This is a genomic window from Chryseobacterium sp. sg2396 (genome assembly GCF_042610505.1).
Classification (GTDB): Bacteria; Bacteroidota; Bacteroidia; order Flavobacteriales; family Weeksellaceae; genus Chryseobacterium.
This window is the reverse complement of the sequence record NZ_JBHGAQ010000001.1, coordinates 329,814-342,984: the sequence shown is the minus strand read 5'-3', so window position 1 is coordinate 342,984 and position 13,171 is coordinate 329,814. Positions and strand designations below refer to the sequence as shown.

General features: G+C 39.5%; 14 protein-coding genes. 9 read left to right on the top strand and 5 right to left on the bottom strand.

All coding sequences use genetic code 11. The features are described from left to right. Positions 1-991: 991 nt before the first annotated feature. The 4 genes from ACED20_RS01555 to ACED20_RS01540 form a co-directional block, all read right to left on the bottom strand. Positions 992-1,291 carry a hypothetical protein gene (locus tag ACED20_RS01555; RefSeq protein WP_294232272.1) on the bottom strand — a complete coding sequence of 100 codons (300 nt, stop codon included), beginning with the start codon at positions 1,289-1,291 and terminating at the stop codon, positions 992-994. 284 nt (positions 1,292-1,575) lie between these two features. Beyond that, positions 1,576-2,550: a 2-hydroxyacid dehydrogenase gene (locus ACED20_RS01550; RefSeq protein ID WP_378103291.1), complete on the bottom strand. Its 975-nt coding sequence runs from the start codon at positions 2,548-2,550 to the stop codon at positions 1,576-1,578. Between the two features lie 708 nt (positions 2,551-3,258). After that, positions 3,259-3,513: a prevent-host-death protein gene (locus ACED20_RS01545; protein ID WP_378103290.1), complete on the bottom strand. Its 255-nt coding sequence runs from the start codon at positions 3,511-3,513 to the stop codon at positions 3,259-3,261. Positions 3,514-3,609: 96 nt separating this feature from the next. Further along, a complete protein-coding gene (locus ACED20_RS01540) occupies positions 3,610-4,260 on the bottom strand; it encodes a protein-L-isoaspartate(D-aspartate) O-methyltransferase (RefSeq protein WP_294199082.1) in 651 nt (216 codons plus the stop codon). Between the two features lie 317 nt (positions 4,261-4,577). Between ACED20_RS01540 and ACED20_RS01535 the strand changes: the two genes are divergently transcribed. The 9 genes from ACED20_RS01535 to ACED20_RS01495 all read left to right on the top strand — a co-directional run bounded on the left by ACED20_RS01535 (position 4,578) and on the right by ACED20_RS01495 (position 12,513). Beyond that, positions 4,578-5,546 carry a Gfo/Idh/MocA family protein gene (locus ACED20_RS01535; protein WP_294220240.1) on the top strand — a complete coding sequence of 323 codons (969 nt, stop codon included), beginning with the start codon at positions 4,578-4,580 and terminating at the stop codon, positions 5,544-5,546. Continuing rightward, positions 5,543-6,022, top strand: a complete 480-nt coding sequence (locus ACED20_RS01530; RefSeq protein WP_378103289.1) for a hypothetical protein — start codon at positions 5,543-5,545, stop codon at positions 6,020-6,022. The genes ACED20_RS01535 and ACED20_RS01530 overlap by 4 nt, the downstream gene beginning before the upstream one ends. A gap of 162 nt (positions 6,023-6,184) precedes the next feature. Further along, on the top strand, positions 6,185-7,906 hold the full coding sequence (locus ACED20_RS01525) for a cellulase family glycosylhydrolase (protein WP_378103288.1): 1,722 nt from the start codon (positions 6,185-6,187) through the stop codon (positions 7,904-7,906). A 90-nt stretch (positions 7,907-7,996) separates the two neighbouring features. Then, entirely contained in the window at positions 7,997-8,437 is a 441-nt protein-coding gene (locus tag ACED20_RS01520; RefSeq protein ID WP_294232285.1) for a DUF5362 family protein, read from the top strand. Between the two features lie 166 nt (positions 8,438-8,603). Next, positions 8,604-9,482 carry a CGA/CIA family class A beta-lactamase gene (gene bla-A, locus ACED20_RS01515; protein WP_345765950.1) on the top strand — a complete coding sequence of 293 codons (879 nt, stop codon included), beginning with the start codon at positions 8,604-8,606 and terminating at the stop codon, positions 9,480-9,482. A 31-nt stretch (positions 9,483-9,513) separates the two neighbouring features. Further along, positions 9,514-9,945: a hypothetical protein gene (locus ACED20_RS01510; protein ID WP_378103287.1), complete on the top strand. Its 432-nt coding sequence runs from the start codon at positions 9,514-9,516 to the stop codon at positions 9,943-9,945. 9 nt (positions 9,946-9,954) lie between these two features. Beyond that, the gene (locus ACED20_RS01505) at positions 9,955-10,845 is read left to right on the top strand and encodes a 3-hydroxybutyryl-CoA dehydrogenase (protein ID WP_378103313.1); all 891 of its coding nucleotides are present in this window, start codon (positions 9,955-9,957) and stop codon (positions 10,843-10,845) included. 73 nt (positions 10,846-10,918) lie between these two features. Further along, on the top strand, positions 10,919-12,235 hold the full coding sequence (locus ACED20_RS01500) for a hypothetical protein (RefSeq protein ID WP_378103286.1): 1,317 nt from the start codon (positions 10,919-10,921) through the stop codon (positions 12,233-12,235). Between the two features lie 38 nt (positions 12,236-12,273). Then, positions 12,274-12,513 carry a hypothetical protein gene (locus tag ACED20_RS01495; RefSeq protein ID WP_146940095.1) on the top strand — a complete coding sequence of 80 codons (240 nt, stop codon included), beginning with the start codon at positions 12,274-12,276 and terminating at the stop codon, positions 12,511-12,513. Positions 12,514-12,572: 59 nt separating this feature from the next. On the opposite strand, the gene ACED20_RS01490 is transcribed toward ACED20_RS01495, so the two are convergent. Then, the gene (locus ACED20_RS01490) at positions 12,573-12,980 is read right to left on the bottom strand and encodes an META domain-containing protein (RefSeq protein ID WP_294199170.1); all 408 of its coding nucleotides are present in this window, start codon (positions 12,978-12,980) and stop codon (positions 12,573-12,575) included. Between the last annotated feature and the right edge of the window lie 191 nt (positions 12,981-13,171).

Genomic DNA, 13,171 nt, shown 5'->3' with positions numbered 1-13,171 from the left:
CATTTCCAAGCGGACTGAATTTCCAGCCTTCCTGTAATGCCTGCCAGTTCCCTGTATTCCTGCTGGCCGGCGAAACACCCTGTGTTCCGTCGCTGTTGATCACTCCGATCAAAGCATTCGGGAATTTTCTTGTCGGGCAGGGCGTGGGCTTTTTATCAACAAAAACTTCAATCATATTCGTTGTTTCATGAAGAACGATTTGCGAGGAAGAACGCTCGGTACATCCCGCGATCCTTCCTTCATAAAAACTGATGATAAATTTCCTGAAAGGCGCAGTTCCGGTGGTCGTGTAATAAATTTCCGAAGGATCGGTTGCTGAAAAAACCATATCGTGATATGCTCCGAAGATCGAGTTTTTCGGTAAATTCGTACTTGGATTCTGCCACTGGACATTAGGATAATTGATATTTCCCAGCTGACCGAGATCAAAAGTAACCATTCCGTTGGATCCTACAACCAGCGATTGAAAATATTGGTTGTAGAAACAGAATTTGAACGGCATGTCCAGTTTTACCGCAAACAGATCGTCGTAATTGGCATTAAGCGGAGTTCCCTGGTTCAGAGAAACCGGCGGGCTGTAGCTTTCGGAAGACACCTCGTATCCAGTTGTCTGTTTAATAACAGGATATTCTACATTAAGTGCGATGCAGCCATTGGTATCAAGTGTATTCGTACAGGTGACATTGAAACTCTCATTCCCTAGGTTATCTTTTATTTTGACATTTCCGGGTACCTGTGAAAGTCCATAAACACTTACGAGTATAGATAAAAAACGTAAAATTCTCTTCATAATTGTATAATAATATTCCCCTTTATGAGATAAAATTAATACTTTTTATGATATAATTTTCAACCATAACCATTTATTTATATTAAATTAATATTATAAAGCGTATAAAATTGTATTTCAACAATTTAAATTATAAGTATTGCATAAAAAAACCTCACTTTCGTAAAGTAAGGTTCATATTCTTAGAGAAATAATGCTATCTTATGTAAGAACATCATCATTCTGCTCTTCATGATCGTCATCATTATCGCTCATGCTCCAATAGTTATTTTCTTCGTCCTCCGCACCTATTTCCTCCATTGCATCATCTTCTTCCACACCGGGAATATCGAGTCCTTTATCTATTTTATCTTCATCGGCTTCCTCTTTTTCGTCATATACCGGCCTGCCGTCGCCATCCAGAGGAATATGGTCCTCCTGATTGAAAATATCTTCACTGGGCTGATAGTCTCTCTGCTCCAGTCTTCTTTCCTGTTCTCGTTCGCTGTTTTCAGATATCATAATCTTGTTTGTTTTAGTGTTAGGAGCATTCAAACAAAAATAATTCCAGGATTTCGGGAAACCTAAGAGCTTTTTTACACCCTAAATATATTTTCAGTAGTAAGAAATGAAACCTTGATCTATTAATAGACTGATTATTAAATTTTTAACACTTAAGAAATTGAATTTAACGATGTCGATTCTAAAGATTTATTACCACTGATGGTCAGAACGAACTTTGTTTATTTGAATGAAGAAGCATTAAGTAAAAGTCCATAAAATTATCAGATCAATTTAGACAGACTCTAAGAATAAACCTCCGGATTTACGCTGGCAGGCATCGGTTCTCCTTTTGAAAAGGCGATGAGATTTGCTGCTGCTATCTTCGCCATCCCGGTTCGTGCTTCGACGGTAGCTGAGCCGATATGCGGCAGTACACAGACGTTTGAAAGCTCTAGGATAGGGTCATCCTTAAACATCGGTTCAGGATTCGTCACATCCAGCCCGGCACCCCAGATCTTATGTTCGGCCAAAGCATCATAAAGGTCTTTCTGGTTGTGGAAGCCGCCTCTTGCGGTATTGATAAAGATGGCATTCTCCTTCATTTTTTCAAAAACCGAAGCATTGAAAAGTTCTTTCTGTTCTGGTTTAAAGTTGGCATGAATGCTTAGGACATCAGACTGCGTAATCAGTTCATCAAAAGAAACGTATCTGGCGCCAAGTTCTTTTTCTGCCTCATCATTATGGCTACGGTTGTGGTAAATAATTTCCATTCCGAAAGCAGTTTTCGATTTTTTAGCCATTTCCATCCCGATCCTTCCCAACCCAAAAATGCCCAATGTTTTTCCGTAGAGTTCCTGCCCCAAGGCATGCAGCGGATCAAAATCGCCCCAATTGCCCGACTTCACCTTTCCGAAATTATAGCTGGCTCTTCTCGCTACCGACTGCATCAGCAAAAAGGCAACATCGGAAGTCGCCTTACTCAACACATCCGGTGTATTTCCCACCGGAATATTCCTGGCCGTGGCTTCTTTAACATCCACATGATCGAAACCTACCGAATATAGGGCAATGGCTTTCACTTCAGGACAATTATTGAAAAAGGCTTGATCGTATCTGAACTCGCTGCCCACACTCAGGATCATGTCGCTGCCTTTGCAGTAATTCAGCCATTCTTCGTGCGACAGATTTTCGTGTTCGGAGATAAAAATTTCCAGTCCTGCGTCTTTCAGCAGCTGGATGCCCGCCTCAGGAATTCTTTTTGTAATGAATACTTTCATGCTTAATTTTTTATCTGGTTTCCTTATTCTTTAAAAGTTTTGAAGCAACAAAAAGCAAACCATAAAACGATGAGCAATTTTTGTACGGCTGTTCAGGATTACATTTTAAAGATACATTAGATTACTTGGCTGGAAGAGTGAAGCCGGATGCCGGAAGTTTTTTCGTTAACTCACAGCCCGAAGCTCTTAATATTAAAAGCTTAGAGCCTGTTTAAATTTACCTTTTATATTTTAACATTAAGAATTTAAGGTATTTTGGCTTAAAAAAATAATATGTCGGTTGCCCGGCGATATTCAATTAAATCAATTGAAATCATCATATTAAAGTGAAGAATAAACAAAGTTTATTTAATTCAGAAAATTAAGAAAAATGACGGAAAGTTCGCAGAATTAAAATTTAAACAGGCTCTTAATCATTCCTATTTTCTAATTTTCTAAATATTATTAAATCAATCTCGATAATATTTAATTTATCTCAAGCTATTTTAGAAAGAATAAACCGAAAATAATCTGGGATTTTAAATAGATTTTCAGCATCCGGCTTCCCTCTTCCAGCTTATCAAACCCGACTTTTCATTTAGAGTTACATTAAATTCAATCCTATTGAATCCAGATTAAATTAAATCTGCTGAATTTAAAAATGCTTTTACAAAAACAAAACCTCACTCCCTTGATCCAGAGCGAGGTTTTCAACTTTAATATTAAAAATTATTGGTCTTCGTGTTCGTGTCTATCCCAGGCATCTAAAGCCAGCTCTTCAATTTCTTCCCATATTTCGCGGGCTGTTTTTCGGGTATCGTTCATAAACCCTTCTTTCGTGGCTTCCTGGTTCCGAATTTTCATGTCGCTGATATAATCTTTTACATGCTGAGAATAACTTTCGATATGGTATCCCGGATTATTCTCTATGTTTTTCTGAATGTTGCTGAAATCCTGTGATGATTTAAATCTGTTGGTCTCCATTGCATTAAGATTTAATTGATTGCATTTTAAACGCATTCAATTTTCATTCCGAACGGAAATTAAATTTCAGTAGTGCTACTATCCATAAATTTAAAATTATTGGTGGGTATTGCCCAGCATCGGGACAAATTTGTAGGCTCCGAACTCTTCTTTTTCAAATTCCGTTTGGGAGGCTTTGGTGAAGCGGTAGAGCACCTGTTCATCGGTAGGCCCTAAAGGAATCACCATTTTACCACCGACTTTCAGCTGCTTCAGGAGTTCCGTAGGCAATACGGAAGCTCCGCAGGTCACAATAATCTTATCGAAAGGGGCAAAGGTAGGAAGTCCGGCAAAACCGTCCCCGAAACTTTGGAATTTAGGATAGAGATTCATTTCCCGAAGCTTCTTTTTTGAGAAATCGAAAAGATCTTTCTGCCGTTCAACCGTATACACATGCGCTTTCATTGCCAGCAAAACAGCGGTCTGATATCCGCATCCCGTACCGATTTCAAGTACTTTTTCTCCAGGTTTTACCTGCAGCAGTTCCGATTGTTCCGCTACCGTAGAAGGATGGGAAATCGTCTGATGAGCAAGAATCGGAAACGCCCGGTCTTCATAAGCGAAATCTTCAAAAATACTTTCGATAAAAAGATGTCTCGGAACTTCATTCATTGCGGCGAGAACATGCTCGTCCGAAATCCCGATCCTGTTCCGGAGATAATCTACTAAAATTTTTCTTTTTCCTTTATGTACAAACGAATCCTGCATCATGGTCACTATTAGATTTACAAAGTAATTTCCACAAAAATATAAAAACATTTACGATCTCCCAACCCTGAAAACCGAAGGAACGCTGCTATTTCAGAGAAAACTTTTGCTTGTAATATGCGAAGCCGCAAGGAATTTTTCAAATAACCATAATGTAATAAGCACAAAAATCTTATCTTCAATAAAATTATATTCCACCAATCACGTTCAGGATTGAAATGTGCAAAACCGCCAGGAGATTCTTATTTGATAACCTAAAATCTATCATCTCAGCCGAAACCTTAAATTTATTATCTTTACGGAAATTTAATACAGCTATGTTAAAAGCAGGTTTGGTAGGTGCCGGACATTTGGGAAAAATCCATTTACGACTTTTAAATCAGTCGGATAAATACGAATTCGTAGGATTTCATGATAAAGATGCGGAAAACGGAAGGAAACTCGAAGCAGAATTCGGATACCGGTATTTTGAAAATTTCGATGAATTGCTTGAGCAGATCGATATGCTGGATATTGTGACCCCGACGGTTTATCATTATGATTATGCTCTAAAAGCTATTGAAAAAGGGCTTCATTTCTTCATCGAGAAACCGGTAACCCAAACCCTGGAACAGGCTGAAGAAATCCTCAGAAAATGTGAGGTGAAAGGCATCAAGGCGCAGGTGGGACACGTCGAAAGATACAACCCTGCCTTTATTGCGACCAAAGAATACATCAACAATCCGATGTTTATTGAAATTCACCGCCTGGCGGAGTTCAATCCCCGCGGAACGGATGTCTCGGTGGTGCTGGACCTGATGATCCACGATCTTGATATTTTATTGAGCATGGTAAAATCAAAAGTGAAGAATATCCACGCAAGCGGCGTTTGTGTCGTAAGCAAAACCCCGGATATTGCCAATGCGAGAATTGAATTTGAAAACGGATGCGTCGCCAATTTAACGACTTCCAGAATTTCGATGAAAGCCATGAGAAAAAGCCGGTTCTTCCAGAAAGACGCTTATATCTCGGTGGATTTCCTGGAGAAAAAAGCGGAAGTCATCCGGATGAAAGATGCGCCGGAAACTCCTACTCCATTCGATATGATTATTGAAAATGCAGAGGGCGAAAAAAATCAGATCTTATTTGAATATCCGAACATCCAGCCGAACAACGCCATTCTGGACGAGCTGAATTCTTTTGCGGATTCAATTACCCAAGACAAGCATGTGGAAGTTTCTATCGGGGATGGAACAGAAGCACTGAAGGTGGCATTGGAGATCATGAAGCTCATCGGTAACAAATGAAAAATAAAAAAGAATATCTGTTTCCGCTGATCCTACTGTATCTGGCACTTATGTGCTTATACGTAAGCTATACCTTTATTATCAAAGATTATAATATTACGAAAAGCATTTATCAGCCCTATAAAACTTTTTTACAGATTTCTCCGTTTGATCATCGGAATGTGTTCATTACCCTTTTCAAAGGGATTTTTGGAGTGGCTGGATTTATCGCTTTTTTATTAAACCGTAAAGTAATAAATCCATGGAATACTTTATTCCTTGTGATTACCATTTTAGAAATAGCACTGAATTTTTTCGTATGGGCTGAAAATTTTAAAGATTTTTCGGTATATGTCAGTTTTACAGGCATTATCGTATCAGCCGTTCTGTTTGCTGCATTAAGCTATTTTTATTTTAGGGACGCTTCTTTTAAAAAAGTATTTCCTCAAATAATATTGGGCTTGCTTTTAACAGTGATGTCCTATAATTTACATTGATCTTTAACTGAAATATTTATAAAGCGGGCTCTTGCAGCCCGTTTTTTATTTGACGAACTTTTTCAATCATTCCTTATGATTAAATAATTTTAATATATTTGCGAATACTTAAAAGTTTATTTCTTAAAACAATCTCCTATTATTTAAATATTTAAAACCATTATGAAACGAGCCATCCTATTATCCGCTTTTTTATTGTCTCAATTTGGGACATCACAGCTTTTAAAAACACAAGGTCAGAAAATCGTTAACGATAAAGGCGAAAATGTACAGCTGCGGGGCCTCGGTCTTGGCGGATGGATGCTGCAGGAAGGTTATATGCTGAAAACGGCCGATTTTGCCGGTCCGCAATACAAAATTAAAGAGAAAATCGCAGAACTGATCGGCGAAGATGGAATGAACGAATTCTACAAAGCATATCTGAAAAACGGGGTCACCAGGCAAGACATCGACTTTCTGAAAAAAGCGGGATTTAATTCGATCCGGCTTCCGATGCATTATAATCTTTATACCTTACCTATTGAAAAGGAACCGGTAAAAGGACAGAATACCTGGCTGGAAGAAGGTTTCAGAATGACAGATGATCTGCTGAAATGGTGCGCCGATAATAACATGTACCTGATCCTGGATCTTCACGCCGCTCCCGGCGGACAGGGAAATGACGTGAATATCTCAGATAACGATAAATCCAAGCCTTCACTTTGGGAAAGCGAGGAAAACCAAAAGAAAACCATTGCGCTCTGGAAAAAGCTGGCCGAACGATACAGAGATGAACCGTGGATCGGCGGCTACGACCTGATTAATGAGCCGAACATCAACTTTACAGGAAAAAACCCAAACGGCACGGATGAAATGTACAATGCTCCATTGTGGAAGCTTCAGAAAGAAATTACCGAAGCCATCCGAACCGTTGACAAGAAACACATCATTATTCTCGAAGGAAACGGCTGGGGAAACAATTATAACGGCTTAACACCGCTCTGGGATGACAATATGGTCTTCAGCTTCCATAAATACTGGAACAACAATGATGACGCCACGCTTAAGTTTGCACTGGATCTCCGCGAAAAACACAACGCCCCGATCTGGCTGGGAGAAACGGGAGAAAATTCCAACGTCTGGTTTACGGAACTCATCCGGCTTTTAGACAGGCACAACATCGGTTATGCCTTCTGGCCGATGAAAAAGATCGACAATATTGCCGGGATCACGAATGTAAAAATTACTCCGGAATATCAGAAACTTCTGGATTACTGGAAGAACGGCGGTGAAAAACCTTCTAAAGAATTCGCTGAAAAAACGTTGATGCAAATTGCCGATAATTACAAATTTAACAATGTGGAGATTAAAAGTGATGTGATCGATGCGATGTTCAGGCAGACGACGGACGGTTCCACCAAACCTTTCAAAAACCTGCAGGCTCCGGGCAGGATCTCCGCAACGGATTATGACTTGGGAAGAATGGGTGCTGCTTATCTGGATAAAGATTTCGTCAACCTTTGGGTAAGCGATCCGGCGAAAAGATCCGAATGGAATTCCGGAAACCAGCTGCGCAACGACGGTGTTGATATTTATAAAGGAAAAAACAATGAATATTACGTTGGGAAAACGGAAAACGGCGAATGGCTTCAGTACACGATCAATGTAAAAGACGGAAAGCCCTACACTTTCAACATCAATTATGCAAGCAATGGTCCTGCAAAGATCAGGGTTGAAGATACTTCCGGAAAACACCTGGGCATTATTGCTTTACAGCCGACCGGCGGAAATGAAATCTGGAAAACCGCTTCGTTAAAAGGAATTAATCTTAAAAAAGGGGAAAATAAAATCCGTATTTATTTTGAGAATGAAGGGGTAAATCTTAAAGGTTTTGAAATAAAATAAAGACTGACCTTTATTAATGACAGTAAAAACCACCCATCAAGAAAGGGCATATTACATAATTTTAAGTATTTTGCAGAAAAATTATAATCCATGGAAAAATCTCCTTTTGAACAGTTTGAAGAATTAAGAATCGATGCAGCCGCAAAATCTTTTTTGGGTGAAGCTGCAAAATGGACCACCTTTTTATCGATACTGGGTTACATCGGTATCGGTTTTATGGTGTTGGCCTCCGTTGCTTTGTTTGCTGTGGGTTCATCCCTTAGCATGGGGCCAATGCGCGGAGGCATCTGGATGGGAATTTTTTACCTGGCTTTGGCCGCGTTTTATTTTATTCCGATCAACCTGCTGTATAAGTTTTCATCCAATATGAAAGCAGCACTGCGCTCGAACAATCAGCACAGCCTGGTAAAAGCTTTTGAGTATCTGAAATCGCATTACAAATTTATCGGAATCCTTACGATCGTTTTGATCGGAATCTATATTCTTGCTGTCGTCGGTATTGTTTTAACCGGAATGAGCGGTATGAGATAGTAATTAAAATTTAAATCCTTCTTTTTTGAGAGGGATTTATTTTTTAAGGTAACTGTAGAATTCCTGATCAAACTCACTGAAAATTTCAGGCTATCCTTCATTTTAAAATCAGTAAATTTAAGTTTCCATATTTTTAAGATCTAACCATCGTATGAAGCAAAATATTATGAAAAAAACAGCATTGCTATTTCTCCTGATTTCAGCATTTTCGTTTGCCCAGCAATTCATTTTGGAAAAGAAAATCAATTCAATTATAAAAAATAAAAAAGCAACCGTGGGTGTTTCGGTCCTGGGTTTTGAAAATGGTTTTCAGTACAGTAAAAACGGTGACAAGAAACTTCCGATGCAGAGTGTCTTTAAGTTTCACATCGCAGCAGCTGTTTTAAATGAAGTGGATCGAGGAAAACTCTCACTGGATCAGAAAGTCCCATTGAACAAAAGCAATTTACTGGAAAATACATGGTCGCCGCTTCGGGACAAATATCAGAATGATACTGCCGAAGTTCCGTTAAGTGAAATTATTGAATATACCGTAGCGAAAAGCGATAACAACGGATGTGATATCCTGCTTGCATTGCTTGGCGGAACGCAGACCCTCCAGAAATTTATGGATTCCAAAGGAGTAAAGGATTTTCAGATCAGGTACAATGAAGAAGAAATGCATAAAGACTGGAACGCCCAGTACCAAAATTATACAACGACGGTTTCTGCAACGGATGCCCTGAAGAAATTGTATGACGGGAAATTACTTTCTAAAAAGTCAACGGATTATTTGATGAAAGTCATGCTTTCCACCTCCACGGGAACCAATAAACTGGTCGGGCAGCTTCCGAAAGATACGCCTGTAGCCCGGAAAACGGGATCTTCCGGTAAGAATAATGCCGGTCTTACAGGGGCTGAAAACGAAATCGGAATCGTTACACTGCCCAATGGCAAGCATTATGCAATAGCTGTATTTGTCAGTAACTCAACGGAAACGGATGTAGTGAACTGTAAGATGATCTCGGATATTTCAAAGTCGGTCTGGGATTATTTTAATAAGTAAAAATTTAAGCTTAATTTTAAAACCGTTAAAAATGAAAAAAGTATTAGCAACCATAGGATTATTCAGCTCGGTATTTTTCTTTGCCCAGAAAAGCGAAAGCTATCTTCAGGTAGGATATGCCAGCGTCTGCTGCGGAACCCCTTCCGATAAACCTCTTATGGATTATCTTACCCAGTTTAAAAGTAAGAACAAGGTAAAAAGCCTGGAAATCTACAAACAGACAGGCCTCGGCCGGGAAGGTGAATATAAACTGTATATCGGAACCGACGGCCTTTCCGGAACACGGAAGTCCGCTTTTATCAAGGGCCTTAAAGCTGTGGTCAATAGCCAGAATAAGGCAAGAAAAACCGAAAGTGCAGGCTTTGTAAACTTCGACGAAAAAGAAACCGTAAAGAAATCAGATCTGATGAACGCCAGAAATGTAACGCTGATACCAACCCGTAAAACAATTAAAACTAAATAAGGAAAAATGATCAAAAACATTGTAGTTATCGGAGCAGGAACCATGGGAAATGGTATTGCACACACTTTTGCACAAAGTGGCTTTCAGGTAAATCTGGTGGATGTATCCCAGGAAGCTTTGGACAGAGGACTAAAAACCATTACCACCAATCTTGACAGAATAATTGCAAAGGGAAACCTTACGGAAGAGCAGAAAGCAGAAACCTTGGGAAACATCAACACGTTTACAGCCCTTCAGGATGCGGTAGGAAATGCCGACCTTATCGTGGAAGCGGCTACTGAAAACCAGGAACTGAAACTGAAAATCTTCGGCCAGATGGATGAATTCGCACCTCAAAACTGCATCCTGGCCACCAATACTTCATCGATTTCCATTACAAAGATCGCAGCAGCCACAAAACGGGCAGATAAAGTGATCGGAATGCACTTCATGAACCCGGTTCCGATTATGAAACTGGTAGAGATCATTAAGGGCTACTCAACTTCAAAAGAAACTTTTGATGCGATCTATGAAATGAGTAAAACGTTGGGGAAAGTACCGGTAGAAGTAAATGATTATCCCGGTTTTGTAGCCAACAGAATCCTGATGCCGATGATCAACGAATCGATTGAAACCCTTTACAATGGTGTTGCAGGCGTTGAAGAAATCGATACGGTGATGAAGCTTGGAATGGCCCATCCGATGGGACCGCTTCAGCTTGCAGATTTCATCGGTCTTGATGTTTGCCTTGCCATCTTAAATGTGATGTACGACGGTTTCAAAAATCCTAAATATGCTCCGAATCCGCTGCTGGTAAACATGGTAATGGCCGGAAAACTGGGCGTAAAATCAGGAGAGGGATTCTATGATTATTCCGAAAGCAAAAAGGCCGAAAAAGTAGCCCGCATGTTTTCAAAATAAAAAAAAACTCAAAGCATAGTCGATCTGAGTTCTCAGCATTGACTGGCTTTACAAAATTCATTACTTTTCCGTGATGAAATTCAGAGAAAGACCTATTCAGATAGTACTGGTCATCATTACTTTAGTGATGACCATTTTTCGTTTTTTACTTAATGAAAACGGGCGGGTAAGTCCGGATTCGATACGCTACCTGCGGTTTGCACACAATTTACCGGTCATTGACAACACGACGACACCGCTGGGCTATCCTTTGGCCATCAGATTTTTCACTTTCTTTGGGCTTGATGAATTCTGGGGCAGCAAAGCCATCGGCATTATGGCTTTTCTCTTCATTATTATATTTACCTGGCGGAAAAAGTTCTTTTTCAGGGAATCGGTTATCCTGTGTTCTTTATTCAGCTTTCTTTCCATTTTTTCGTTTACCATGAGTGAAGCGCTGACCCTGCCTTTTGCATTCCTCTTCCTGTATGTATCGGCATTGATCATTGAAGGAAAATTAGAAAGAAGGAACGCTATTTTTTATCTTACCTTAAGCCTGATCGCCCTGTATAACGTCAGGTACAGCTCGCTTTTCATTATCGGCGGCACGGGGCTGTTCGGATTGGTTTTCTATAAAAGAAAATATGCTTCACCGTTTATTATTTCAGGAATCATCGGAGGAACTTTCGTGGTTTTGTACAAGTTTCTGTTTATTGATTATTTTAATGAAAACTACGTCAATGAAGCCCTGGAAATCGGCCTGCACCCTACTTCACGGCTTTTAATAGAACTATTGCAGGGATTGTGTACCAGCTTTAATCCTTTTATCCATATTTCCGATCCGGGAGGCGGGATAATTAATTATGCAATCTACGGAATCGGGTTTATCAATATACTCGCTATCGTTTATGTATTTATAAAATACAGGCTTACGGAAACCGAAACTTTTTACATTTTTGTAGGGGTAACAGGCATTATCTGTTCCTATTTCATACAGTATTTTTATTCAGTCAACGCTATCGATTACCGGCTGCTGGCTCCTTTCAGCCTTCCGGTATGGCTGGTGTATTTCAGGAAATTATTTCAGGTCCTTTCGCTTAAAACCTATGCGGTTGGTTTTTTAAGTATTTTTTCGGGCATGCTTTTCACGTGGCTTTCCAAAGGCAATTACCTTGAAAACAGAAAGGAAATGAAAGACTTTTTACAATCTGAAAAGCTTGATAAAGTTCCTTTGAAATTTTATCTGGAAACGACTGAAGATCTCGATAAAATCCAGATAGCGGAACTGATAAGTACGGTAAATGCAAATATTTCCCTGACTTTCAAGCCACAAGATACCCTCCGGAGAACAACGCTGACAAGGGATAAAGTTTTACAAAAAATAAAGATTGACAGGAACAAATACCAATAATTTTATTATCTTTGATTTAAAGTTAAAACATTAAAAAAATGAAATTACCAAAGTTTTTATTAGCAGATAATTCGGAATTTCCAGAAGATTTGTTCGTTGTTCATACAGAATACCCAAGATTCATTCTTAACGTAGAGGAAGAAGAGGTTGAGTGGCTGGATGATCTGGAAGGCGACGATGAGGAAACGATGGCAGACGAGGCTACAAAAGTAGTAGAATCCGCATTCAAGTGGTGCGATGAAGAGTTGGCTAAGTACGACGACGAAGAGGAAGAATAATAACGACCCGAACATAAAAAAAGGAACTCCAGTGAGTTCCTTTTTTGTTTCTTGCTTATTTATTCGGCCTTATTGAATTTCAGGAGTAAGAGATTGTCCTGGTATAATTCCAGCACATTTCCGGTTACCACGTACTTGTTGGCTTTCCCCATCATATCCATGAAGTTTTTCTCAACGCTCATGTTATCGCAGGCCATTTTGGTGGCCCCCATCTGTCCGGCAGAGAAATTTCCTGTAGAAGGCTCTACCCTGGCTGTTCCGAAGTAATTATTACATCCGGCATTCCCGTTGATTTTCTCACCGTCAATATTCAGTGTAGGAATTTTTCCTTTCACATTATCGGCCAATGCCCATTTCGTTCCCGAAAGTGCGGGCTGTGCCTTTCCTAATTTTGCAGAAGAACCTGCGGTTGTGCCACATGAAACCAAAACTGCTGCCATACCTATACTTAAAAAAAGATTTTTCATTTTTTTCTTTTTGATGTAAACCAAATTTACGAAATATTATAATGAAAACGGGATTCCGGAGGATTTTATTGTGGTGCCGCTGGTTTCTGTTGTGCTATTTTACGGTAAAACTTTGTCAAAGTTCAGAACTTTTACAAAGTTAGATGCAGCATTGTTCTCCGGCTGACAACAGCTTTGTTAAAAACAAAAAA